The 24124-nt window shown below is 73.7% G+C and carries 24 protein-coding genes and 1 pseudogene; 17 read left to right on the forward strand and 8 right to left on the reverse strand.

The window, feature by feature from the left end; genetic code table 11:
- Positions 1 to 22: 22 nt before the first annotated feature.
- Positions 23 to 742 (forward strand): hypothetical protein, encoded by a 720-nt coding sequence (locus D7044_RS17240; RefSeq protein WP_120680173.1) that lies wholly within the window; start codon positions 23 to 25, stop codon positions 740 to 742.
- A gap of 65 nt (positions 743 to 807) precedes the next feature.
- On the opposite strand, the gene disA is transcribed toward D7044_RS17240, so the two are convergent.
- The 4 genes from disA to D7044_RS17260 all read right to left on the reverse strand — a co-directional run bounded on the left by disA (position 808) and on the right by D7044_RS17260 (position 5394).
- Entirely contained in the window at positions 808 to 1983 is a 1176-nt protein-coding gene (gene disA, locus D7044_RS17245; protein WP_120680625.1) for a DNA integrity scanning diadenylate cyclase DisA, read from the reverse strand.
- A 132-nt stretch (positions 1984 to 2115) separates the two neighbouring features.
- Positions 2116 to 3570, reverse strand: coding sequence for a DNA repair protein RadA (gene radA, locus D7044_RS17250; protein WP_120680175.1), 1455 nt, complete (start codon positions 3568 to 3570; stop codon positions 2116 to 2118).
- A 113-nt stretch (positions 3571 to 3683) separates the two neighbouring features.
- Positions 3684 to 4415, reverse strand: a complete 732-nt coding sequence (locus tag D7044_RS17255; RefSeq protein WP_120680177.1) for a hypothetical protein — start codon at positions 4413 to 4415, stop codon at positions 3684 to 3686.
- Positions 4416 to 4554: 139 nt separating this feature from the next.
- A complete protein-coding gene (locus D7044_RS17260; RefSeq protein ID WP_120689524.1) occupies positions 4555 to 5394 on the reverse strand; it encodes a UbiA family prenyltransferase in 840 nt (279 codons plus the stop codon).
- 46 nt (positions 5395 to 5440) lie between these two features.
- Here D7044_RS17260 and D7044_RS17265 point away from each other — a divergent pair, with 46 nt between their 5' ends.
- From D7044_RS17265 to D7044_RS17280, 4 genes are all read left to right on the forward strand, one after another.
- Positions 5441 to 6202, forward strand: a complete 762-nt coding sequence (locus D7044_RS17265) for a methyltransferase domain-containing protein (RefSeq protein WP_120689525.1) — start codon at positions 5441 to 5443, stop codon at positions 6200 to 6202.
- A gap of 43 nt (positions 6203 to 6245) precedes the next feature.
- Complete coding sequence (locus tag D7044_RS17270; RefSeq protein WP_120689526.1) at positions 6246 to 7412, forward strand: acyl-CoA dehydrogenase family protein; 1167 nt, start codon at positions 6246 to 6248, stop codon at positions 7410 to 7412.
- A 76-nt stretch (positions 7413 to 7488) separates the two neighbouring features.
- Positions 7489 to 8538 carry a type III polyketide synthase gene (locus D7044_RS17275; RefSeq protein WP_120689643.1) on the forward strand — a complete coding sequence of 350 codons (1050 nt, stop codon included), beginning with the start codon at positions 7489 to 7491 and terminating at the stop codon, positions 8536 to 8538.
- Positions 8539 to 8560: 22 nt separating this feature from the next.
- Entirely contained in the window at positions 8561 to 9319 is a 759-nt protein-coding gene (locus D7044_RS17280; RefSeq protein WP_120689527.1) for a hypothetical protein, read from the forward strand.
- 27 nt (positions 9320 to 9346) lie between these two features.
- Here the strand turns inward: D7044_RS17280 and D7044_RS17285 are convergent, their stop codons facing one another.
- On the reverse strand, positions 9347 to 10039 hold the full coding sequence (locus D7044_RS17285) for a hypothetical protein (protein ID WP_120689528.1): 693 nt from the start codon (positions 10037 to 10039) through the stop codon (positions 9347 to 9349).
- 330 nt (positions 10040 to 10369) lie between these two features.
- Between D7044_RS17285 and D7044_RS17290 the strand changes: the two genes are divergently transcribed.
- From D7044_RS17290 to D7044_RS17305, 4 genes are read left to right on the forward strand one after another with little or no spacing between them, the layout of a single operon-like run.
- The gene (locus D7044_RS17290) at positions 10370 to 10855 is read left to right on the forward strand and encodes a CarD family transcriptional regulator (RefSeq protein WP_076467066.1); all 486 of its coding nucleotides are present in this window, start codon (positions 10370 to 10372) and stop codon (positions 10853 to 10855) included.
- A gap of 56 nt (positions 10856 to 10911) precedes the next feature.
- Entirely contained in the window at positions 10912 to 11607 is a 696-nt protein-coding gene (ispD, locus tag D7044_RS17295; RefSeq protein ID WP_120689529.1) for a 2-C-methyl-D-erythritol 4-phosphate cytidylyltransferase, read from the forward strand.
- A gap of 13 nt (positions 11608 to 11620) precedes the next feature.
- Positions 11621 to 12106 carry a 2-C-methyl-D-erythritol 2,4-cyclodiphosphate synthase gene (gene ispF / locus D7044_RS17300; RefSeq protein ID WP_120680629.1) on the forward strand — a complete coding sequence of 162 codons (486 nt, stop codon included), beginning with the start codon at positions 11621 to 11623 and terminating at the stop codon, positions 12104 to 12106.
- A 10-nt stretch (positions 12107 to 12116) separates the two neighbouring features.
- Positions 12117 to 13142: a tetratricopeptide repeat protein gene (locus D7044_RS17305; RefSeq protein WP_120689530.1), complete on the forward strand. Its 1026-nt coding sequence runs from the start codon at positions 12117 to 12119 to the stop codon at positions 13140 to 13142.
- Positions 13143 to 13378: 236 nt separating this feature from the next.
- On the opposite strand, the gene D7044_RS17310 is transcribed toward D7044_RS17305, so the two are convergent.
- Positions 13379 to 14548 carry a homogentisate 1,2-dioxygenase gene (locus D7044_RS17310; RefSeq protein ID WP_120689531.1) on the reverse strand — a complete coding sequence of 390 codons (1170 nt, stop codon included), beginning with the start codon at positions 14546 to 14548 and terminating at the stop codon, positions 13379 to 13381.
- 94 nt (positions 14549 to 14642) lie between these two features.
- On the opposite strand from D7044_RS17310, the pseudogene D7044_RS17315 reads away from it, so the two are divergent.
- From D7044_RS17315 to D7044_RS17350, 8 genes and pseudogenes are all read left to right on the forward strand, one after another.
- Positions 14643 to 15509 (forward strand): annotated as a pseudogene (locus D7044_RS17315) (hypothetical protein); the annotation flags it as partial.
- A 95-nt stretch (positions 15510 to 15604) separates the two neighbouring features.
- Positions 15605 to 16801 carry a fumarylacetoacetase gene (gene fahA / locus D7044_RS17320; protein ID WP_120689532.1) on the forward strand — a complete coding sequence of 399 codons (1197 nt, stop codon included), beginning with the start codon at positions 15605 to 15607 and terminating at the stop codon, positions 16799 to 16801.
- 198 nt (positions 16802 to 16999) lie between these two features.
- The gene (locus D7044_RS17325) at positions 17000 to 17209 is read left to right on the forward strand and encodes a DUF397 domain-containing protein (protein ID WP_120680198.1); all 210 of its coding nucleotides are present in this window, start codon (positions 17000 to 17002) and stop codon (positions 17207 to 17209) included.
- Between the two features lie 166 nt (positions 17210 to 17375).
- A complete protein-coding gene (locus D7044_RS17330; protein WP_120689533.1) occupies positions 17376 to 17858 on the forward strand; it encodes an SRPBCC family protein in 483 nt (160 codons plus the stop codon).
- Positions 17859 to 18191: 333 nt separating this feature from the next.
- Positions 18192 to 19445, forward strand: coding sequence for an outer membrane protein assembly factor BamB family protein (locus D7044_RS17335; RefSeq protein ID WP_120689534.1), 1254 nt, complete (start codon positions 18192 to 18194; stop codon positions 19443 to 19445).
- Positions 19446 to 19503: 58 nt separating this feature from the next.
- Positions 19504 to 20037: a hypothetical protein gene (locus tag D7044_RS17340; protein ID WP_120680202.1), complete on the forward strand. Its 534-nt coding sequence runs from the start codon at positions 19504 to 19506 to the stop codon at positions 20035 to 20037.
- A gap of 58 nt (positions 20038 to 20095) precedes the next feature.
- Positions 20096 to 20644, forward strand: a complete 549-nt coding sequence (locus D7044_RS17345; protein ID WP_120680204.1) for a hypothetical protein — start codon at positions 20096 to 20098, stop codon at positions 20642 to 20644.
- Between the two features lie 25 nt (positions 20645 to 20669).
- Entirely contained in the window at positions 20670 to 21743 is a 1074-nt protein-coding gene (locus D7044_RS17350; RefSeq protein ID WP_120680206.1) for a hypothetical protein, read from the forward strand.
- A gap of 48 nt (positions 21744 to 21791) precedes the next feature.
- Here the strand turns inward: D7044_RS17350 and hisC are convergent, their stop codons facing one another.
- Both hisC and D7044_RS17360 read right to left on the reverse strand, forming a co-directional pair.
- Positions 21792 to 22895 (reverse strand): histidinol-phosphate transaminase, encoded by a 1104-nt coding sequence (hisC, locus tag D7044_RS17355; RefSeq protein ID WP_120689535.1) that lies wholly within the window; start codon positions 22893 to 22895, stop codon positions 21792 to 21794.
- Positions 22873 to 23949, reverse strand: a complete 1077-nt coding sequence (locus tag D7044_RS17360) for an RDD family protein (RefSeq protein WP_120689536.1) — start codon at positions 23947 to 23949, stop codon at positions 22873 to 22875. Before D7044_RS17360 ends, hisC begins: the two co-directional genes overlap by 23 nt.
- Positions 23950 to 24124 lie beyond the last annotated feature (175 nt).

Consider the following 24124-nt stretch of genomic DNA (forward strand, 5'->3'; position numbering starts at 1 on the left):
ACGCGGATACGGTGGGGGCATCATGCGTCTGACGGTCGGCCCCCTGGCACCCGCCGTTTACTGGCGGCGTCGCGCCGTCGTACTCGGAGCGGGGCTTCTCTTCCTGATTGTCCTGCTCTACTCGTGCACCGGGTCGGGTAACACCGGCGACAAGAAGCCGCAGGCCGGGGTGAGCCCGACCTCGTCGGGCAGTCCGAGCCCGACCCAGACGCTGCTCACCCCGAAGACCGGGGCGCCCCCGCCCGAGGTGTCGGGAAGCCCCGACGGCGGCGACGGAAGCGCAGGCGCGCCCACCTCGCAGGGCGACGACACCCCGACGACTCCCGTGAACGGTGGGGGCAACGACGGGAGCTGCGCCGACGCCGAGATCAAGGTGACCGCCGTGGCGCTGCCCGCCTCGGTGGGCGTCGGCGCCTCCGCCGACCTGCAGTTGCGGATCAAGAACGTCTCCGACCGGACGTGCAGCCGCGACGTCGGCGCAAGCCTCCAGGAGATCTTCATCAAGTCCGGTGCGGAGAAGATCTGGTCCTCCGACACCTGTGGTCAGGCCAAGGGCTCGGACGTGAAGTCGTTCACGCCGAACATCGAGCACATGTTCCAGGTGACCTGGAACGGCCGGGACACCACCCGATGCGCGGACGGGTTGGCGGCCGGGCCGCAGGTGCAGCCCGGGACGTACCAGGTCTTCGCCCGGGTGGACACGAAGCTCAGCGAGCCGCTGAAGCTGACCGTCAACGACTGAGCGCGGCCCGGGAGTCGCCGCCGCGCAGGTCGGGTCCGAGCATTGCCGGCCTGCGCCGGGACGGGTCAGACGTACCGCTCGAGGATGGACGCCTCGGCGAGCCGGGAGAGGCCCTCGCGTACGCCGCGTGCCCGTGCGTCGCCCACGCCCTCGACCGCCTGGAGATCCTCCACGGTCGCCCCCAGCAGCCGCTGGAGGCTGCCGAAGTGCAGGACCAGCCGGTCGACCACGGCGGCGGGCAGCCGGGGCACCTTGGCGAGCAGCCGGAAACCGCGTGGGCTGACCGCCGCGTCCAGCGCGTCGGACGCGGCCGGGTAGCCGATCGCCTTGGCGACCGAGACCAGGTCGATCAGCTCGGTGGCCCCGAGCAGGTCCAGCTCGACCAGCGCCTCGTCGAGGGTGCGCGACTTGCGGCCGGCCGGGAGGTAGTCCCGGATGACGAGCGTCCGGTCGGCGTCGACTCCCGCCATCAGCTCGTCGAGCTGCAGCGCCAGCAGCCGGCCGTCGGTGCCGAGCTCGACCACGTAGCCGGCGATCTCGTCGGCGATCCGGCGGACCATCTCCAGCCGCTGCACGACGGCGACCGCGTCCCGTACGGTGACCAGGTCCTCGATCTCCAGCGCGGAGAGCGTGCCGGAGACCTCGTCGAGCCGGAGCTTGTAGCGCTCGAGGGTGGCCAGCGCCTGGTTGGCCCGGGAGAGGATGGCGGCCGAGTCGTCCAGCACGTGCCGCTGGCCGTTGACGTAGAGGCTGATGATCCGCATCGACTGGCTGACCGAGATGACCGGGTAGCCGGTCTGCCGGGCCACCCGCTCGGCGGTGCGGTGCCGGGTGCCGGACTCCTCGGTCGGGATGGACGGGTCGGGCATCAGGTGCACGGCGGCCCGGACGATGCGGGTGCCGTCGCTGGAGAGCACCACGGCGCCGTCCATCTTGCACAGTTCCCGGATCCGGGTCGCGGAGAACTCGACGTCGAGGGGGAAGCCGCCGGTGCAGAGCCCTTCCACGACCTTGTCGTAGCCGAGGACGATCAGCGCGCCCGTGCGGCCGCGCAGGATCCGCTCGAGGCCGTCGCGCAGCGCGGTGCCGGGCGCCATCAACGCCAGGTTCGCGCGCAGCGGGTCACCCACGGCGCCGCCGGCCACGTTCACGCTGATCGGACGGGCGGGCGAGCCCACGGGGCCGGTGCGGGCGTGGGGTGTCGCGCCGGCAGGCTTGGTGGTATCGCGGTCGATCGGCACGGGCACAGTCTACGGACTGCCGTGCGGTGGGTGCTGTCGTGGTTACTGTGATGTGTCACGATGCGCCGTCGTCCGGCCCGTGACGCCCTGTCCGGTATCGCCCTCGCGGTCCGGTCGCCCGGCCACGGTGGGTCACTCCGCCGACGCACGCGCGGCAGCCTGCAACGCCGACCGGACATCGGTGACCTCCATCACCCGCATCTGGTTCGCCGTCACGCCCGTCGACTCCGGCCCGCACCCGGGCGGGACGAGCGCGAGCCGGAACCCCAGCCGGGCGGCCTCGGCCAGCCGGCGCGGCACCGCGCCGACCCGCCGGACCTCTCCGGTGAGCCCGACCTCGCCGATCGCCACGAGATGCGGCGCGATGGCCAGGTTGAGCCCGCCGGAGGCGACCGCGAGCGCCACCGCCAGGTCGGCGGCCGGCTCGACCACGCGGATGCCGCCGACCGTCGCGGCGAAGACCTCCCGGTCGTGCAGGGTGAGCCGTTCGGTGCGCCGTTGCAGCACCGCCAGCACCATCGCCAACCGGGCCGAGTCGAGGCCGGAGACGGTACGCCGGGGGGAGCCGGCCACCGTCGCGCCGATGAGCGCCTGCACCTCGGTGACGAGCGCCCGCCGGCCCTCCATCGCCACGGTGACGCAGGTGCCGGGCACCGGCTCGGCGTAGCGGGTCAGGAAGAGGCCGGAGGGGTCGGCGAGGCTGGTGATGCCGCCCTCGTGCATCTCGAAGCAGCCGACCTCGTCGGCCGCGCCGAACCGGTTCTTGACGCCGCGCACCATCCGCAGCGAGGAGTGCTTGTCGCCCTCGAAGTGCAGCACCACGTCGACCAGGTGCTCGAGCACCCGGGGGCCGGCGACCTGGCCCTCCTTGGTCACGTGGCCGACCAGGACCGTGGCGATGCCCCGCTCCTTGGCGACGGAGACCAGCGCGGCGGTGACCGCCCGGACCTGCGTCACGCCGCCGGGCACGCCCTCGGTGCCGGGGGTGGAGATGGTCTGCACCGAGTCGAGCACCAGCAGCCCGGGCTTCACCGCGTCGAGGTGGCCGAGCACCGCTGACAGGTCGCTCTCGGCGGCCAGGTAGAGCTGGTCGTGCAGGGTGCCCATCCGCTCGGCGCGCAGCCGCACCTGGCTGACCGACTCCTCGCCGCTGACCACCAGTGACGGGCTGCCCGCCCCGGCGGCCCACTGCTGGGCCACGTCGAGCAGCAGGGTGGACTTGCCGACGCCCGGCTCGCCGGCGAGCAGCACCACGGCGCCGGGCACCAGGCCCCCACCGAGCACCCGATCGAGCTCACTCACCCCGGTCGGCCGGGCCCGGGCGGGTGCGGCGCTGATGGTGGCGATCGGTCGGGCGGGCTCGGCCGGCATCCGCGAGCTGACCACCCGGCCGGAGACGGTCGGCCCGGTGACGGTGCTCTCGACCACGGAGCCCCACTCGCCGCACTCCGGGCAGCGCCCCACCCACTTGGGCGGCTGGTGGCCGCACGCGTCGCACTCGTAGGCCGGGCGAGGCTCACGAGCGGCGGCGCGGCCGCGCGTGCCGGCCGCCGCGCCGCGGGCGGAGGTGGATCGGGAGGTCGTCACACCAGGACGCTAGCCCGGCGGTACGACCGAATGGCGCAGACCCCGCCGTACGACGGAACACCCCGGCGTGGGGCTTGCCACGCCGGGGTGTTCCGGGAACTCGTTGCGACTGGTCAGTCGCCGTGCTGGGCGTCGCCCGCCGGCTCCTCGCCACCCTCCCGGTGCACGATCGGCGACGGCGGGGCGGCCGGGGTGAGCGGCACCGCGATCGGGGCCGGCCCGGTGATGGTGTTGCCGTTGCCGAAGTCGAACGTGACGACGACGTTCTGGCCGGAGTGCAGCGACTCGTTGAGGCCGAGCAGCTGGAGCATTCGGTCGGACTGCTGGTTCAGCTGGATGTAGCTCAGCGGCGCGATCTCGAAGCGCGCCGGCTCGCCGGCCGGAGCCGACGGCGACGGGCTGGCGGAGTCCGACGGGCTGGCCGAGTCCGACGGGCTTCCGGAGTCCGACGGCGAGGCCGAGCCGCTCGGCGAGGCCGACTCCGACGGCGACCCGGACGGGGTCGGGCTGGCCGACGCGCCGGTCCGGGTGATCACGACCTCGCGGGCGTCCTGGCTGGTGACGGTGACGGTGACCGGCTCCTGCGAGTCGTTGTAGATCACCGCGTTGAGCAGCGCGTCCTCGCCGGCCCGGTAGCCCTCCACGCCGGGGAAGTCGACCAGCAGGCCGCGTACCGCGAGCTTGCCGTCCTCGGTCTCGATGTTGACGCCCTGGACCGACGGCACCTTCTCGGCGGTCTCCGATATCTGGCCGGCGCCGCACCCGGACAGCAGCAGGCTCGTCGCCGCCGCCACGCCGGACAGCAGCAGGGCCGCCCGCCGGGAACCCCTGATCGAGCGCGTCACGTCGGTCCTCCTCGTCACGATCCCACCCGGTGCGTACGCCGGGCACGGTGGCCATGCCCGCGCAGACCGCGCTCCAGGGTAATTGGGGCTGATCGAGGGCCGCACTCCGACCCGGGTATGCCACCTCCCGGAGTGATGCTCAAACCACCCGGCCGCTCGTGACCAGCAGCACCACGTCGATGAGCGCCACCAGCATCACCGCACGGAAGGCGGCCACCGGGCGCCGCCCCGAGCGGGCCGCGCCCCGCCCGCCGTACCAGCTGAGCGGCGGAACGACGACGGCGGTGACGACCGCGGCGAGCCCGACCCCGGACGGTGGCCCGGGCGGGCCGAGGACGAGCGTGCCCGTCGCCGCGAGCAGCAGCACCGCGGCGGCCACCCGGCTTCCCGCCGCGCCGATGCGGTGGGGCAGGCCGCGCACCCCCGTGCGGGCGTCGTCGGCCAGGTCGGGCAGGACGTTGGCGAAGTGCGCACCGGCCCCGAGGCAGGCGGCCGCGGCCACCAGCCAGACCGGCGGCGCCGGTGCCCCGGGCAGCGCCAGCACCACGAAGCCGGGCAGGGTGCCGAAGGAGAACGCGTAGGGCAGCACCGACGCCGGCCCGGACTTGAGCGGCCAGTCGTAGAGCAGCGCCGAGACGAGCCCGGCGGTCATCCAGGCCGCCGCGGTGGGGTTCGTCGAGAGCGCCAGCACCGGGGTGGCGAGCGCGGCCAGCACCGCCCCGACGGCCACGGTGCGCCGGCTGACCGCGCCGGCGGGGATCGGTTTGTCGGTACGCCCGACCGCGGTGTCCCGCCCAGCGTCGAGCGCGTCGTTGGCCCAGCCCACGGCGAGCTGGCTGGCCAGCACGGTGAGGACGACGGCGACCACCCCGGCGGGCCGGTGTCCCACCCCGACGGCCAGCAGACCGGCCACCAGGGTCACCGCCGCGGCCGGTTCCGGATGGCTCGCCCTGACCAGCCCTAACACCGAAGTCGACATAAGAGAAGTCTGGTTGTTACCCGGGAGTCGTGCCACGCTCGATTCCATGCGAGACGCGGCTGCGGCGCCCACCAGGTCCCGGGTGCTGCCGCGCAACGATCCGCGCCAGTACGACGACCTGGTCGACGAGTGGTGGCGGCCCGACGGTGTCTTCGCGATGCTGCACTGGCTCGCCGAGGCCCGGGCGGCCCTGGTGCCGCCGGCCGACCGTCCCGACGCGTTGCTGGTGGACCTCGGCTGCGGGGCCGGGCTGCTCGCACCGCACGTCGCCGGCAAGGGTTATCGGCACGTGGGTGTCGACCTGACCCGTTCGGCCCTGGCCCAGGCCGCCGCGCACGGCGTGACACCGGTCAACGGCGACGCGACGGCGGCGCCGCTCGCGAACGGCTGCGCCGACGTGGTGGCCGCCGGCGAGGTGCTCGAGCACGTTCCGCAGTGGCGTAGCGCGGTGGCCGAGGCGTGCCGCCTGCTCCGGCCGGGCGGGCTGCTGGTGCTCGACACCTTGAACGACAACTTCCTGAGCCGGCTGGTCGCGGTCCACATCGGGGAGCGGTTGCCGACCGTGCCACGCGGCATCCACGACCCGCGGTTGTTCGTGGATGCCCGCGCGTTGGTCGCCGAGTGCGCCCGGCACGGCGTCACGCTGCAGCTGCGCGGTGTGCGACCGGAGGTACGCGGCCTGCTCGGCTGGCTGCTGCGCCGGGCGCGGGGTGCCGCGAGGGCCGCCTCGGACGGCCGGGCCCCGCGGATCGTTCCGACGCGCTCGACTGCGGTGCTGTACCAGGGCTGGGGGGTCCGGAAAGGATAGTTCGGACCCCGGCGGGGGTAAGGACGCCGAAGAGGGGGCGTAGATGACGGTGCATGCGTTGGAGGCGGTCCGCCGGTTGGCGCCGCGACTCGCCGCCCGGGCGGCCGAGCACGACCGGGAGGGCACCTTCCCGGTCGAGGACTTCGAGGATCTCCGCGAGGCGGGTCTCTTCGGTCTGATGGTGCCTCGCGAGCTGGGCGGGTTCGGCGCGACGTTCGCCGAGTACGCGGCCGTCGCCACCGAGCTCGCCAAGGGCAACGGCGCCACCGCGCTGGTCTTCAACATGCACGCCTCGGTGACCGGAGCGCTCGGTGCGGTCACCGAGGAGCTGGCCGAGGCGCTCGGCGTGCCGGACGACGCGCTCGCCGCCCGGGACCGGCTGCTGCGGGCGGCCGCCGACGGCGCCTGGTACGCGGTGGCGATGAGCGAGCGTGGTGCGGGCGCCCGCCTCTCCCAGCTCAGCACCGTCTACGAGCCGGTCGAGGGGGGCTGGCACCTGAAGGGCAGCAAGACGTTCTGCTCCGGTGCCGGGCACGCCGACGGCTACCTGGTCGCCGCGCGCAGCGCCGCCGATCCGTCGGTGGTCTCCCAGTTCCTGGTGCCCGCCGGGGCCGGGCTCACCGTCGAGCCGACCTGGGACGCGCTCGGCATGCGTGCCACCGCCTCGCACGACCTGCATCTGGAGGTGACGGTCCCGACCGACCGTCTGCTCGGTGGGGTCGAGGGGCTGGCGCTGATGGTCGCCCAGCTCATGCCGCACTGGCTGGTGGCCAGCTACGCGGCCGTCTACGTCGGGGTGGCCCGGGCGGCGATCGAGGCGGCGGCCGAGCACCTGAACGCCCGCAACCTCGCCGGGCTGCCGGCGGTGCGGGCGCGACTCGGTCGCGCCGACGCGGCGGTGGCGGCTGCCGAGTTGGTGGTGGGCGAGGCGGCCCGCCGGGTGGACGAGGCGCCGGGCGACGCCGAGACCAATCGCTGGGTGTGGCGGGCGAAGCTGCTCGCCGGCACGACCGCCGCCGAGGTGGCCGCGTCGATGCTGGAGGCGGCCGGCACCTCGGCCACCCGACGGGGCCACCCGTTGGAGCGGCTCTACCGGGACGCCAGGTGCGGATCGCTGCATCCGGCCACCTCGGACGTCTGCGCCGACTGGCTCGGCATCGCCGCCTTGGGGGGTGACCCGGACCGCGACGGCTCGGCCCCTCGTTGGTGAGCGTGGAGCCGTCCGGAGCCGCCCCGGATGGGGGGACGGCTCGGGGGAGGGCGGCGTCGGACGAGAGGTGGGGATCGTGTCGGTTCCAGTGATCGCGGGCCTCGGGACGGCGCAGCCGCCGTCTGCCCGGCAGGACGAGTTGTGGGAGGGCTTCTTCTCCCGGCACTTCACCGGCGCCACCCGGTCGTTGGCGGAGCGCATCTTCGCCCACTCCGGGGTCACCACCCGGCAGGCCGCGGTCAATCCGCTGCTGGAGGACGTCTCCGACTGGCCGACCGAGCGGCGGATGCGCCGTTACCTGGTGGAGGCGTTGCCGCTGGGCAAGGAGGCGGTGGGCCGGGCGTTGACCGCCGCCGGTCTGGACGCGGGTGACATCGGGCTCTTCGTGGTCTGTTCGTGCACCGGGTACGCCACTCCGGGGCTGGACATCCTGCTCGCCCGGGACCTCGGCATGGCCCCCGGCACCCAGCGGATGTTCGTCGGGCACATGGGTTGCTACGCGGCGCTGCCGGGGCTGGGTGCGGCGAGCGACTTCGTGGCGGCGCGGGGTCGCCCGGCGCTGCTGCTCTGTGCCGAGCTGACCAGCCTGCACATCCAGCCGTCGACGGCCCGGGTGGACACCCAGCAGATCGTCTCGCACGCGCTCTTCTCGGACGCGGCGGTCGCCGCCGTGTTGCTGCCGGGTGGCCCCGGGTACGCGTTGCGCGAGGTCACCTCGGTCACCGACACCTCCACGGCCGACCACATGACCTGGGACGTCACCGACGCCGGTTTCCGGATGGGGTTGTCGCCGAAGGTGCCGCAGGTGCTCTCCAGGCATGTGCGGGGCCTGGTCGACGACCTGCTGGCCCGGCACGGCACCACCATCGACGAGCTGGACGGCTGGGCGGTGCATCCGGGCGGTCCCCGCATCCTCAACGTGGTGGAGCGGGAGCTGGGGTTGCCGGCGCAGGCGCTGGCGGCGTCCCGCGCGACGCTGGACGAGCACGGCAACTGCTCCTCCCCGACGGTGCTGCTCATCCTGGACCGGCTGCAGCGTGCTCCGGTCCCGCCGGAGCGGATCCTGATGCTCGCCTTCGGCCCGGGCCTCACGCTCTACGCCGTACTGCTCGATCGACAGGGCTGAGCGTCCGGCTTACTCTCGGTGGGTGGACGTCGATGCGCAGGACCGGCTGCGTGGTCGGGTGTTGGTCGGTGCCACCGTGCTCGCCCTGGTCGTCGGTGGCTGGTGGTGGCGGGCCGCCGCGCCGGAGGACGAGAGGGCGCTCGGCCTGGCCGCGTCGGTACCCGGGCTGGCTGCCCGGGCGCCGGGTGCGGCTCCTCCGATTGCCGGTCTGACCGCGCGGGCGACGGATATGCGGATCGGCCCCATGGACGTCGACCCTGGTGCCGTCTACGAGGTGGATCCGGCCACCGGAGTGGCTGTCCGCGCCGAACCCGGCGACAGGCTGGTCTTCCGGGTGGAGCCGGATGGTTCCGTCTTTCGGGTCGATCCGGAGACCGGCGAGGTCGTCCGGGTCGAGTCGGGAGCCGGAGCCACCGGTTCCGGCAGCGGCCGGTACGGCGGCGGCCGAGCGGCGATCGGCGGGGCGAATCGGCCGCTCTATCTGCCGCCGACCTCGGACATGCTCTGGCAGGAGATGGTCACCCTGACGCAGCAGGGGGTGACCCGGCAGGTGGGCAGCCGCCAGGGTGCCCGGTTCCGGCTCCTGTTCCGCTGCGCGGGGCCCGGCGAACTCCGCATCGAGATCAGCGGCGGCCGGAGCTCCGGCGGGAACGGGTCGGACTGTGGCGGCGCGCTCCGGACGCAGGTGGTGACCGGGACGGGTGGGCCGCTGCGGGTCTCGCTCGCGGCGGCCGACGCCGAGTGGGTGCGGATCGTGGCGCAGCTGGTGCGGCTGGGCTGAGGGTCCGTAACTCCGGCCGGCGTCCGCTCAGCCGGCGAGCGCGGTCAGGTCGGCGCGGTACGTCTCGATCGGGCCGAGCTGGGGCAGCACCCGGACCACCGTGCCGGAGCGGTCGACGAGTACGGCCACCGCGGCGTCCGGGCGGGGTGACAGGTGCAGGAACGAGCGCAGCCCACCGGCGGGGTCGGCGAGCGTACGCGTGCCCGTCGATCCGCCGGGCGGGGCGGAGGGCGCCGACCGGCCGCCCGTGACGGCCACCAGGTTCACCTGGGGTGGGGCCGCAGCGGCGGCCTCGCTCACCCGTTCGGGGCAGGCGCAGCCGTCGACCAAGATGATCATCATGGGCAGGAGGCTGCGCAGCGGCACCGGATTCTGCCCGGTGTCGACCAGGTCCAGCGCGGGCAGCGGCCGTCCGGTCGGCGCGGCGGGTGGGGCCGCCGGGCTCGAACTCACTCCTTCGGCGGGGGTGGCGGTCGGGCCGGGCCGGGTGACGGCGGCGAGGCCGGCGAGTGTGATGAGCACGGCCACCACCAGCCACACGAGGGGCTGCCGGAGCGCCCCGAACCGTCTCCGGGCGGCCAGCCGGGCGCGTTCGCGCAGCTCGCGTCGGACCTGCGCGGCCTCCTGCGCGAGCGCCGAGGCGTCGTCCGGTACGACCACCCGACCCCACTCCGGCGGCAGGTCGGGCAGCCCGTTCCCCCCTGTGCCCGGCGTATTCATCGCCGACCCCCTGGAACCGTCTCTTGGAGCCGACATTGGCTCACCTTCCAGCCTCGCGTACGGGGGGCAGCTCCCGCTACACCTGGGCGCAGAACCGCCCGGCGGGATACCATGGGAAGAGCGCATAGCCCTTGATCTCGACGTTCCGTTCACCCGACCCGGGTGTCATCCGGCGGTCACGGAGCGTGTTCAAACCATCGGTTTGGCCGCCTGTCAAGTCGAAGAAAGACCTCTCACAGGGCCCCTGAGCTGCGCCAACGGTCAGGACAGCGGTGAGACATCGGTGCCTGAGCGTGTTACCCTAGACACAGCGAAAGGGGTTTCGAACCTATGGTTTTCAGTGTCGGCGAGACCGTTGTTTACCCCCACCACGGGGCCGCACTCATCGAGGCAATCGAGACTCGGGTCATCAAGGGCGAGGAGAAGCAGTACCTCGTTCTGAGGGTCGCGCAGGGTGACCTCACGGTCCGGGTTCCCGCTGAGAACGCCGAGATCGTGGGTGTGCGCGAGGTGGTCGGCGAAGAGGGCCTGGGCAAGGTCTTCGACGTGCTCCGTGCCCCGCACACCGAGGAGCCGACCAACTGGTCGCGGCGTTACAAGGCAAACCTGGAGAAGCTCGCCTCCGGCAACCCGCTGAAGGTCGCCGAGGTTGTGCGTGACCTGTGGCGTCGTGAGCGGGAGCGGGGTCTCTCCGCCGGCGAGAAGCGCATGCTGGCGAAGGCCCGAGACATTCTCGTCGGCGAGGTCGCGCTGGCCGAGAAGAGCACCAAGGACGAGGCGGAGACGCTGCTCGACAAGGTGCTGGCCGAGGCCTAGTCCGCAGAGCATCGTCGTACCCAGTCTGTAGCGAAGAAACCACCGAGGACCGCGACGTGACCGCGCAGCTCAATCCGCGCGGTGACGTCGCGGTCCTCGTCCCTGCGGCGGGTGCCGGCGTACGGCTCGGCCCCGGCCGACCCAAGGCGCTGCGCCTGCTCGCGGGGGAGCCACTTCTGGTGCACGCGGTGCGCCGGCTCGCCGAGGCCCGCAGCGTGCACACCATCGTCGTCGCGGCGCCCGTGGCCGAGGTCGACGCGGTCCGGGAGCTGCTCGCCCCGGTGGCACCGGTGAGCGTGGTGCCGGGTGGCGCGGAGCGGCAGGCGTCCGTGGCCGCCGCGCTCGCGGCGGTGCCCGCCGGTCCGGAGATCATCCTGGTGCACGACGCGGCCAGAGCGCTCACGCCGCCGAGTCTGGTCGAGGCCGTGGCCGCGGCGGTCCGCGCGGGTCGGCCCGCGGTCATCCCGGTGCTGCCGGTCGTCGACACGATCAAGGAGGTCGACGCCGGGGAGGTCGTACTCGGCACCGTCGACCGCTCCGCCCTGCGGGCGGTGCAGACCCCGCAGGGCTTCCTCCGGTCGGTGCTCACCTCGGCGCACACCGCGGCCGGCGACCCGCTCACCGACGACGCCGGTCTGGTGGAGAAGCAGGGCGTTCCGGTCTCCTGCGTGTCGGGTTCGGAGTACGCTCTCAAGATCACTCGCCCGTTCGACCTGGCGCTCGCCGAGCATCTGCTGGCCAGCGGCGGTTGACGCGTACCCTCTGATCATGATCGTTCCCCGGGTGGCCATCGGCACCGACGTGCACGCCTTCTCCGCCGGTCGGCCGTGCTGGGTGGCCGGCCTGCACTGGCCGGACCAGGACGGGCTGGCCGGGCACTCCGACGCCGACGTCGCTGCCCACGCCGCCTGCAACGCCCTGCTCTCCGCGGCGGGCCTCGGTGACCTGGGCGCGAACTTCGGCGTCGACCAGCCGGAGTGGGCCGGGGCGTCGGGGGTCGCGCTGCTCACCGAGTCGGCCCGCCGGGTCCGCGCCGAGGGGCTGACGATCGGCAACGTCTCGGTGCAGGTGATCGGGAACCGGCCGAAGATCGGGCCGCGCCGGGCGGAGGCCGAGCAGGTGCTCTCCGCCGCCGTCGGCGCGCCGGTCACCGTCTCCGCCGCGACGACCGACGGGCTCGGCTTCACCGGACGCGGCGAAGGGCTCACCGGAATCGCGGTGGCTCTGGTGTACGAGGCGCCGGCCGCCTAGGCTCGCCGCGATGTCCAGCGACGCCGCCTCCGACCAGTCCGCCGCCGACGGCTACTTCCAGCGGGCGCAGCTCCTCGCCGAGCTCGGCCGCTACGACGAGGCCGCCGCGGAGGTCTCGTACGTGGTGGCGGTCGAGCCGGCCAACGCGGCCGCGCTGACGCTCCTCGCCCGCCTGCACGTCGCCGCCGAGCGGCCCACCGAGGCGCTCAACGCCGCCGATGCGGCGATCGCCGCCGCCCCGGGCGTCGTCGCGCCGCTGCTGGCTCGCGGGCTGGCCCTCGCCGACCTGGAGCGGTACGCGGAGACGGCCCGGGTTGCCGACGAGATCCTGTCGATCGGCCCGGACGACGCGTACGCCCAGCGGAGCGCGGCCGCGCTCCTGGCCGGCTCCCGCAACGGCCAGACGGCGTTGAACGCGGCCTGGCGCGCGGTGGAGCTGACGCCCGAGGAGCCCGAGTCGCATCTGGTGCTCGGCCTGGTGGCCGCGAACATGCGGCTCTACGACCTCGCCGAGCGGGCCTACCGGGAAGCGCTGCGCCTGGACCCGCAGCTCGCCGAGGCGCGCCACGACATCGGGGTGATCCGGCTGGAGCAGCGGCGCTGGAGTGAGGCGTTGGAGCACCTCGCCGAGGCCGCCGCGATGAACCCGGGGCAGATCGACTCGCGCCGTACGATCTCCGCCGGCCTGCGGCAGCTGGTGCTCTACGGCGCCGGCTGGTCGATGATCACCGCGGTGCTGATCGCCTGCCTCGCGCCCGCCGGGGCGGGGCTCTCCCGCGTCGCCGCGACGTTCGCCGCGCTCGGTGGGGCGCTGGTCATCTGGCGCTTCGCCGCCCGGATGCCGGGCCTGGCGCGGACCGTCCTGCCGGGGCTGCTCCGCTCCGACCGCGCGCTGGCTCTGGCCGTCTACGCGGCGATCGCCTCGCCGGCGTTGATCCTGCTCTACGCCCTCGTCGGCACCCCGTGGCCGCTGGTGCTGGCGATCGCCGTGGCCGCCGTCGCCGAGGTAGTGGTCGCCACCCGAACCCCAGCCTGACCACGGCCGGCGAGTTCGGGCACATCCTGGTCCGCCCGGGCGCAACCCGCACCGACCTACGTCGCGGAAGACCCACCAGCGCCGCCTGGCTCGACCCGGTCGGGGCTTCGCCGGAGCCCCCGTTGAAGATCAACGAGCGCCGTGCAGCTGAGCAACGTCAGGTTGTGGCCGGAGTTCGCCCGCGGAGGGATCAAGCCTGACCGCCCGGAGCGGGTGAACTCCGGCCACAACCCTGCTCACTGCACGCGACGCGCCCAGGTCCAGGCGTAGCCCGGGTCCTCGCAGGCGGGGGCGGCGTCGCAGAGGTCGAGCGGGCGGAAGGTGTCGACCATGACGGCCAGCTCGTCGAAGTAGTCGACGCCGATCGCCCGCTCGGCGGCGCCGGGCTGCGGGCCGTGGGTGAAGCCGGAGGGGTGCAGCGAGATCGAACCCTGTTCGATGCCGGAGCCGCGCCGGGCCTCGTAGTTGCCGCCGGTGTAGAAGAGCATCTCGTCGGAGTCGACGTTGTGGTGGTTGTACGGGACCGGGATCGCGTCCGGGTGGTAGTCCACCTTGCGCGGCACGAACGAGCAGACCACGAAGTTCGGGCCCTGGAAGGTCTGGTGCACGGGTGGCGGCTGGTGGATCCGCCCGGTGATCGGTTCGAAGTCGTGGATGGAGAACGCCCACGGGTACAGGTGCCCGTCCCAGCCGACAACGTCGAACGGGTGGTTGGCGTACGTGTAGCGCGTCCAACCACGACGGTGCCGGACCAGGACCTCGACGTCCTCCCCGTCGGCCAGCAGCGGCGCGTCCGGGCCGCGCACGTCGCGCTCGCAGTACGGCGAGTGCTCCAGGAACTGGCCGCGGACCGAGAGGTAACGCTTCGGCGGGCCGACGTGACCGGCCGCCTCGATGGTGAGCAGCCGGACCGGCTGGTCGCCCGTGGGTACGAGCCGGTGGATGGTCGAGGTCGGGATGATGACGTAGTCGCCGCCGGTCACGTCGAGCGCCCCGAACGTCGACTCGACCCGCATGCTGCCCGCCTCGACGTAGAGGCAGTGGTCGCCCGTGGCGTCCCGGAACAGCGGGGACGGACGGTCGGCCAGCACGTACGCGATGCGTACGTCGTCGTTGGCGAGCAGGTACTGCCGGCCGAGCACCGGGTCGGCGCCGGTGCCGTCGAGCTTGTGGGTACGCAGGTGCCGAGGCTTGAGCGGCAGGTTCGGCACCCGGGTGAAGGCCGGTGGGGTGAACTCCTCGGCCGCCACGATCGCGGTTGGGGCGTGACGGTGGTAGAGCAGCGACGAGTCGGAGGAGAAGCCCTCCTGGCCCATCAGCTCCTCGGCGTAGAGGCTGCCGTCGGGCTGGCGGAACTGGGTGTGGCGCTTGCGCGGCACCTCGCCGACACTGCGGTAGTAGGGCATCTCGCCTCCCGGTATGTCCCGTCAATCGGCTACCAGCGTCCGATAATCGGACACTGTTGTCCGCTCCTCGTAGCGTCCCGTAGATTCTTGTTCCGTGTCAACGCAGGTGCCCGCGCTCCTCGACGGCCTGGTGGACGACGCCGCCGTCTTCCCGCCCGGCAGCGCCGCGCTGCCGGACGCCGTCGCCGCACACCGTCGCCATCGCGACGCCTGGTACGCCGACCTGGTCGGCCCGCTGCTGGTGCCGGCGTCGACCGTCTCCTCGGGCGAACTGAGCGGTCTCGTCGACCCGGCCGAGGGCTTCGTCATCGGGGTCATCGGTGACACCGGGATCGAGGCCCTGCCCTTCGCGCTCTCCCTCCTGCCGCCAGACGGTGTGACCGCGCGGCAGGTGGAGGTGGCGGTGGCGAAGCGGGGTGAGGACCCCCAGCCCGGGATCAGCGGCCTGCTGCGTCTGGTCGACGAGCTGGCCGGGATCGAAGCCGTCTACGCCGAGATCCCGTTGACGTTCGGCCTCATGGAGGCGCTGGACCGGCTCGCCGCCGCCCGGGCCGAGGGAGTGCCGATCGCGGCGAAGTTCCGCACCGGCGGGTTGGCCGCCGAGCTCTTCCCCACCCCGGTAGAGCTGGCCGCGGTGATCTGCGGCTGCCGGGACCGGGCTCTGCCGTTCAAGCTGACCGCCGGGCTGCACCAGGCGGTCCGCCACCTCGATCCGGCGACCGGGTTCACCCACCACGGCTTCGTGAACGTTCTGGCCGCCACGCTCGCCGCCGCGCAGGGGGCGGGGCCGGCGCGGGTCGCCGAGCTGCTCACGGCCACCGACCCGCGCCCACTCCTGGAGCTGGTCGAGGGGCGGCTGACCGGCGCGCGCCCACTCTGGGTCGGCTACGGCTCGTGCAGCATCGAGGAGCCCCTGACCGACCTGGCCCGACTGGGTCTACTGACGTCGGCCGGCGAGGCGGCCGGGCCGGCGGCGCTGGACCTACCCGTTGCGAGAATCGGGCGGCATCGGGCGAACGAGGAGAGCATCGACGACGTGGACAGGGGCGAGGACCGATGACCTGGGTGGCGGGTGCCGACGGATCGGCGTACGGAGTGACCAACCTTCCGTACGGGGTCTTCACGCACGACGGTCGGGAGCCGCGGATCGGCGTACGCGTCGGGGACTTCGTGCTCGACCTGGCCGGCACCGAGGCGGCCGGGCTGGTCCTGGCGGCCGGCGCGCTGGGCCGCCCGACCCTCAACGACTTCATGGGCCTCGGGCGTCCGCAGTGGACAGCGGTGCGGCAGCGGCTGGTCGAGCTGCTCACCGACGAGGCGCACCGAGCCGAGGTGGAGCCGCTGCTGCTGCCACTGGCCGAGGTGCGCCTGCTGCTGCCCTTCGACGTGGCGGACTACGTCGACTTCTACTCCTCGGAGCACCACGCCGGCAACGTGGGGCAGATCTTCCGGCCCGGCCAGCCGCCGCTGCTGCCGAACTGGCGGCACCTGCCGATCGGCTACCACGGCCGGGCCGGCACGGTGGTGGTGTCGGGCACCCCGGTGCTCCGTCCGTCAGGTCAGCGGCCGGGGCCCGACGGCCCGACGTACGGCCCGTCGGGCCGGCTCGACATCGAGGCCGAGGTCGGTTTCGTGGTCGGCGTACCGAGCCCGCTGGGCGCTCCGGTCGCCGTCGACGACTTCGCCGACCACGTCTTCGGCGTGGTGCTCGTCAACGACTGGTCCGCCCGGGACATCCAGGCCTGGGAGTACCAGCCGCTCGGCCCCTTCCTCGGCAAGTCCTTCGCCACCTCCGTCTCGGCGTGGGTCACGCCGCTGGAAGCCCTGGGCGACGCCTTCGTGCCCGCCCCGCGGCAGGAGCCGCCGGTCGTGGACTACCTGCGCGACGAGCCGCACCTCGGGCTGGACCTGCGTATCGCCGTCGAGTGGAACGGCGAGCGGGTCAGCGAACCGCCGTTCGCCACCATGTACTGGACGCCGGCCCAGCAGTTGGCGCACCTGACCGTCAACGGGGCGTCGCTGCGTACCGGTGACCTCTACGCGTCCGGCACCGTCTCCGGTCCCGAACGCGGGCAGGTCGGCTCGTTCCTGGAGCTGACCTGGGGCGGGGCCGAGCCGGTGCGGCTCGGGGGCGAATCGCGGACCTTCCTGGCCGACGGGGACACGGTCACGATCACCGCGACCGCGCCCGGTCCGGGCGGCACCACCATCGCCCTCGGCGAGGTGACCGGCACCATCCTTCCTCCCCGCTGACCGGATCGGAACGCCGATCGGCGGCGTCCTGTCGGGTACCAATCCGTGATCAGCCCGATCGCACAGATGGTGCGACCGGGCTCAACGCCTCCCGCGTTGATCGCTCCGGATTCCGACGCCCCGTCGCGCCGGACGGGCCCACGACAGGTCCCGCCGGTCGTGCACGGGGCGTCCCGACGCACAGGGAGGTAGTTCACGATGCACGATCTGACCGGTGCCATCTGGCGCACCAGCAGCCGCTCCAACGACCAAGGCCTCTGCGTGGAGGTGGCGGACAATCTGGTCGACGTCCTCGGCGTGGTCGGGGTACGCGACTCCAAGGACCAAGCTGGTCCCACGCTCGCGATCAGCCCGCCCGGCTGGACAGCCTTCGTCGGTGCGATCCGGGCCGGCCAGTTCGGCCGTTGACCGTGGGGGACCGGTCCGCGCGGACGTCGTCGGCTCTGGATCGGTCCTTCTGGACGGGCCCTGTCGCGGGTGAGAGCTGTACCGATTCGGGGTCTCCGGTGGGAATTGCGCCCGGAGACCCCGCTCAACGCTCACGCGGCGTACCGTCGACGCCACGGGAGGTGGCATGGCGACGGTGACGGTGACCGGGCGCATCGAGGCGCACGCCGTCGACGTCTGGCGTCTCCTGACGGACCTGCCCGGCCGGGCTCGGCGGCACCTCGCCGGCCCGGTCGAGCTGCTCACCCCCGGGCCGTTCGGGCCGGGCACGGCGTGGCGGGAGCCCCGTCACCGGCCGGACGGCGGGCTCCTGGTCGAGGAGTTCCACGTGGTGGAGGCGGCTCCGCCCCGGCGTCTCGTGCTCAGCTCACCCGGCGACAGCGTGGACTACCGGATCACCTGGACGCTGCGCGGCCCGCGCCGCCGGCACCGTGCCAGCACCCTGACCACCGTCACGCTGGAGGCGCTGCCAGCCGACCCGTACGGCCGGGTGGCCGCACTGCTCCTCGGTGCGCTGGCCGCCCGCGCGGTGGAGCACGCGCTACGGCGGGACCTCGCCGAGCTGGCGGCCGCCGCCGAGGAGCCGACCGGGGCGACCCGGGCCGCCTGAGCGACACCGAGCAGACCCCGACCGGGCCTCGGCTCGCGCGCGCCGCACAGAACCCGTCCCGAGGCCCGTTCCATAACGCTCGCCCTAGCGAGCCGAGGCCCGGGGCCGGCGCAGCCGGGCACGGCCTTACGAAACGGGCCCTGGGGCGTGTGTCGAACTCCCTGGCCGGCCTGCGACGGGCCCAGACGACGACCGGCGGCGTCGGCGCTTCGTCCGGATACAACACCGGTATCCGAACGAATAACCGCCTTGCCGGAGCGCCGCCTGGACTCCGCCTCGGCTCGACCGAGGACTTCGGCACACGCCCTAGTACTGTGCCGGGCGGAGGTGCGCATGGGGTTCCGGAACGGCCGGCGACGTGTCGTGCTGGCGGTCGCGGCGCTGCTCGTCACCGCCGCGGTCGCGGCGACGGTCTACCGGGTGCTCGCCCCCGCCGAGGTCAGCACGGTCGCCCAGGCCGCCTACCCGGCCCCCGCGCAGCCTTCGGCGGGGGTGATCGGACGGCTGCCCGTCGCCCCGCTGATCGTGGACGGCCGGCTGCGCGTCTACACGGGCCACCGCCAGGTGTACGCGGACACCCCGGTCGACGGTCGGCACCGCACCACCCCGTTCTGGTCGTACCGCCGCTGGCCGGCCGAACTGGTCGGGGTGGTGGCGAGCGGGACCACCGTCGTCAGCCGCTGGTCGGACGGACGGTTGGTTGCGCTGGACGCGCGAAATGGGCGGGTGGCCTGGCGGACCGACGGGCCGGAGCCGCAGCGGAAGCCGGACGCCCGGCGCACCGGGGCCGCGATCGTGTGGGATCCGGTCGGGCTCTACCTCACCCGTACCGCCGACGGGCGGGACGTGGTGGTGGCGACCGGCGACGGTGAGGCGCGCGGTGTCGACCTGATCGGCGGTCGGCGGCTCTGGCGGTCGGAGGTCGGAACCGAGTGCCGTAGCGACGTCGGTGCCACCTCGACGGGCCAGTTGGTGAGCGTGGCCGGTTGCGCCGGGGAGGCGGCCGTCGAGTTCCGGGACGCGGCCACCGGCGAGGTGACCAGCCGCTGGCGACCGCCGGGCGCGGGCGACGAGCTGGTCGTGACCCTGGTCGGCTGCCGGGTCGGGCCTTCGGGCTGCTCCGGACTGCGTACGGCGGGCCCGGGTGACGGGGCGGGTCGGGGTTGGTTGACGGGCGCGGGGGCGCCGGTGCCGGCGCCCGCGTTGGACGGGCTCGACACCCAGCTCGCCGGGGAGCAGGCGGTCGGAGTCGTCGACGGCGCGCTGGTCGGCCGCTCCGCCCGGACCGGCGCCGAGCTGTGGCGTCGCCCCGACCTCGGGCAAGGGCGGGTGATCGCCGTGCAGCCGGGCCGGGTGCACGTGCTGACCGACGCCCGGGAGCTGGTCACGCTCGATCCGGTGACCGGCGCCGAGCGGTCCCGGTTCCCGCTCACCGTCGGGCAGGACGGTACCGGCTACGTGCCGGGCGGGGTGTACGCGGCGGCCGGGTACGTGATCGTGGAGCGCCTGCGGGCGCCGGTCGACCCGGACGCGGACGACCAGGCGTACTTCCTCACCTCGGAGCCGCTGGTCCTGGCCGCGACCTGAGCTGGGACACGCGCCAGCCTGCTCGACAAATCGGACATAAGTTACTTATAGTCACTCTGTGCGACTCCTGGCAGCCCTGTTGGGCGTAATCATCATCCTGATCAGCCCCGCGCCGGCCGACGCGGCGCCGGCTCTCCGTACGTTTCAGGTGACCCTGACGCCCGGCGTCGACATCACCGTCCCGGCCGTCGTCAACCTGGGCGCCGGTCTCGTCGGCGGAACGCTCACCGGTCAGCTCGGCCGGGTCGAGGTGAGCGACTTCCGGGGCCCGGTGAACCCGAACACCTGGGTCGCCACCGTCTCCGCCACCCTCTTCACCACCGGTCCGGGCGGCGCGCAGCGCACGATCACCCGGGACCGGATCTCCTACTGGTCAGGTCCCGCCGTTCGCAGCACCGGCGGTGGCACGGTGGTGCCCGGGCAGCCCACCGCGGCGCAGGCCGTCACGCTGGCGGCGACCCGGGAGGCGTTCCGCAAGACCGGCGGCAACGGCAACAACACGGTCGCCTGGGTGCCCTCCGTCCGGGTGGCGATCCCGACCGGCATCGTCGCCGGCACCTACCAGGGAACAATCACCCACTCTGTAGCCTGAAGCGTGATTTGTCCGAATACTGCCTGTCCAGTGCTTTCTGCGCCATAACGTCGTCGGCATGAAGAAGCCGCTTCTTGCCCTGACCGCCGCCGCGGCCACCGTGGTGGCCCTGGCGACACCCGCCGCCGCCGCGCCGACGGGCGACACCATCGTCACCTTCACCGTGGCCACCGCCGACCTGAACATCACCGTCCCCGCGTCGATCAACCTCGGCTCCGTCTTCTCGGGTGCCGCCATCACCGGTGAGCTCGGCACCGTGACGGTCAGCGACCAGCGGGCGGCGCTGAGCGCCACCTGGGTCACCACCGTGTCGTCCAGTTCGTTCACCACAGGCAACAGCTCGCCGGAGGAGACCATCACGCCCAACCTCGTGGAGTACTGGTCCGGTGGCCTGACCAGTAGCACCGGCAGCCCCGGCAGCACCTTCGTGCCCGGCCAGCCCACCGAGGCCGACCGGGTCAACCTGGGCGTGCCGCGGACGGCCTTCTCCAAGACCTCGGGCAGCGGCAACAACTCCGCCAGCTGGGCCCCGGACGTCCGGATCAACGTGCCGGCGACCGCGGTCGGCGGCACCTACTCAGGGGTGATCACCCATTCGGTGGCATGACCGCATCCGCGCCCTCGCCCTGGCCGTGACCGTCCTGGTCACGACCGGGGCGCCGGCGTTGGCCGCCACGCCGAGGTCGGCGCCCCGGCCGGCCGCGCTCGTCGAACCCGACATCCCCGAGGCCGACGTACCGGCGCAGGGACGGCAGGAGCGGGAGAAGCCGCGGCCCTCCCCGACGGCGAGCCCGAGCGGATTGGACGTCTCCGTCGGGATCCGGCTGCTCGACGCCCCGATCGACCGGCGCGACGACACCCGGGCGCACAAGTACATCGTCGACCATCTCAAGCCCGGCACCACGATCAAGCGCCGGGTGATGGTCGAGAACACCTCGGAGATCCACCGGAAGGTGTCGCTCTACGCCGCCGCCGCGGACGTCACGGCCGAGGGCTTCGAGTACGCCCCGGACCGGACCGAGAACGAGCTGAGCAGCTGGATCGACGTGCAGCCCCGCGAGGAGGCGTTGGCGCCGGGCGAGGAGGTCGAAGCCCTGGTGACCATCGAGGTGCCGCGCAAGGCCGAGTCCGGCGAACGGTACGCGGTCGTCTGGGCCGAGGTGCCCGGCACCGACGACGGGAACGTGCGCAACATCGGCCGATCCGGGATCCGGGTCTACCTCTCCGTCGGCCCCGGTGGTGAACCCCCGTCGGGCTTCGACATCGGCCCGCTGGCGGGCGGTCGGGAGAAGGACGGAACGCCGTTCGTCAGCGCGGAGGTGCGCAACACCGGCCAGCGGGCGCTCGACCTGGCCGGTGAACTCTGGCTCAGCGACGGGCCGGGCGGCCTCTCCGTCGGGCCGGTGAAGGCCGAGGCGCACACCCTGCCGCTGGATGGCAGCACCACCGTCCGGGTCCTGCTCGACCGGCGGCTGCCCGACGGACCCTGGTCGGCGAAGTTCGCCCTGGCCAGCGGCTGGACCAAGCGGACCGCCACCGGCACGGTGACCTTCGGGGCGGTGCCCGCGGCGGCGGCCGGCACCGAGGACCGAACGGACGGGGCGATCAACGCCGGGCTGGTCACGTCCGGACTGGTGCTGGCGCTCTTCGTGCTGTACGCGTACCGGCGGCGGAACCGTCTCCGGGCGCCCGCAGCGGCGGCCTGACCGGTCGGTCCGGTCCGCACGCGTACAGCGGACCGGACCGGACCGGTGTCAGGCCAGGGCCGCCTCCGCGGCGGCCAGGAAGGCGTCGTTCTCGGCCGGAGTGCCGATGGTGACCCGCACCCCGTCGCCGGGGAACGGCCGCACGATCACGGCGCGCGACTCGCACGCCTTGCCGAAGGCGACGGCCCGGTCCCCCAGCGGCAGCCACACGAAGTTCGCCTGGCTGGTCGGGACCTCCGGCACGAACTTGCGCAGCGCCTCGGTGACCCGGTCCCGTTCGGCGACGACCAGGGCGCAGCGGCGCTCCACCTCGTCGGCCTGCGCGAGCGCGGCGAGCGCGGCCGCCTGGGCCACCATGCTGGTGGAGAAGGGCGTGACCACCTTTCGCACCGCCGCCGCGACCTCCGGCTGGGCGACCAGGAAACCGATCCGGAGCCCGGCCAGCCCCCACGCCTTGGAGAGGGTGCGCAGCACCGCGACGTTCGGCCGGTCGAGGTACGTCAACCCGTCCGGCACCTCCGGGTCCGTGACGAACTCGCGGTACGCCTCGTCGATCACCACGAGGACGTCGTCGGGCACGGCGTCGAGGAACCGGTCCAGCTCCGCCTTCCGCAGGGCGGTGCCGGTCGGGTTGTTCGGGGTGCAGACCAGGATCAGCCGGGTCCGGTCGGTAACCGCTGCCGCCATGGCGGTCAGGTCGTGTCCGTGGCCCGCGTCGTTGGGCACCTGGACGCTGGTCGCGCCGCTGGTCGCCGCGATGATCGGGTACGCCTCGAACGAGCGCCACGAGTAGAGCACCTCGTCACCGGGGAGGCTGGTGGCCCGCGCCAGGTGCTCGGCGAGCGCCACCGATCCGCAGCCGGTGGCGACCCGGTCGGGATCCACCCCGTACCGCTCGGCGAGCGCGTTGCGGAGCGTGACCACGCCCATGTCCGGGTACCGGTGCACCCCGGCGGCGGCCTCGGTGACCGCCTCGACCACGCCGGGCAGCGGGCCGTACGGGACCTCGTTGCTGGCCAGCTTGATCGCCTCGGGCAGCCCGAGCTCCCGAGCCAGGTCGGTCGGGTTGCGACCGGGTACGTAGCTGGGCAGCGCGTCCAGGTCGGCGCGGGTCAGGCGCACCGCCGGCTCAGGTCTTCCGGTTTCGGTCATGGGGGTTCTCCCGGGGGTCGGAACTGTCGTTCAGGGGGCGTTCGGTGGGGGCGGGGTCGGGTAGCTGGACGACGACGGTCTGGGCCCGCTTGTCGTGCAGCGCCTGCCGCAGGGGATGGTCGAAGAGGGGGGAGAGCGCGTCGACGAGCTGGATCAGCAGACCCAGGCCGAAACAGCACCAGAGCAGGGTGGGCACGCCGCCGTAGGTGTTCCATCGGGCCAGGGCCCGGCCGAAGCCGAGCGGCTCGTCGGCGGCGAGGGGCACCGCCTTGATCCGCATCGCCCGCTTGCCGAGCGTCTGCCCGGACGAGGCCGTCGTCGGCACCTCGTAGGCGAGCCAGAGCGCGGCGGCGATCGCCACGATGGCCAGCTGGAGGCCGCCGGCCTGCTCACCTATCTGCGGCAGCCCCTCACGGGACGTGTCGCCCTCCATCGCCCGGCGGAGGACCTCCCGCCAGTACGGCCCCATCTCCTCCAGGAACCGCCAGACGAACCAGCCGTTCACCAGGACGTTCAGGGCCAGGACGATGGCGAAGTCGATGAGCCGGGCGGCCAGTCGGCGACCGTAACCGGCCAGCGGCAGCCCGTGCGGCCGGGGTTCGGGCATCCGTCCCGCCCAACCCGGGGGAGCCCAGCCAGGCGGGGCACCCGCAGGCCCGTACCCGGGCGGAGCGCCCTGAGGGCCGTAGCCGGGCGGGCCGTAACCGGGGCCCTGGGGGCCGTGACCGGGCGGGGCGCTTTGGGGGCCGTAGCCGGGCGGGCCGTAACCGGGGCCCTGTGGGCCATGACCGGGCGGGCCGTACCCCGGGGGTGGGCCGGGGTGACCGGGCCAACCGGGCGGCGGCCCAGCGGCTGGCGGCGCCGAGCCCGGGGACACCTGCGCCGGGCCGGGCGTGACCGGCGTCGGCGGCGCGGGCGGCGGCTCGACGGGAGGCGGCCCCTCCGGCGGGGTGGCGTCGACGGGGATGGGCGCGCCGATCCAGCCCTCGCCGTCCCAGTACCGCCGGGTCTCGGTGTCGGCAGGGTCGATGTACCAGCCGGGTTGCACGCTCACGCAGCCACCTTAACGACGACCGCACCGGCGAACCGGGCGTGGCGGCACCAGGTCGGAGCCGGTGGCGGAGCCGCGCCCGGGTGGTGTCCGTACGGCTGAGGGGTGGGACCGGTGGGCGGCGCGAAGCCGCCGGCGGTGGGTGGGGGCCCACCGGCCGGCGGCGTCGGGTACGACG

Origin of the sequence: Micromonospora musae (assembly GCF_003626635.1) — a bacterium.
GTDB classification, from domain to species: Bacteria; Actinomycetota; Actinomycetes; order Mycobacteriales; family Micromonosporaceae; genus Micromonospora; species Micromonospora musae.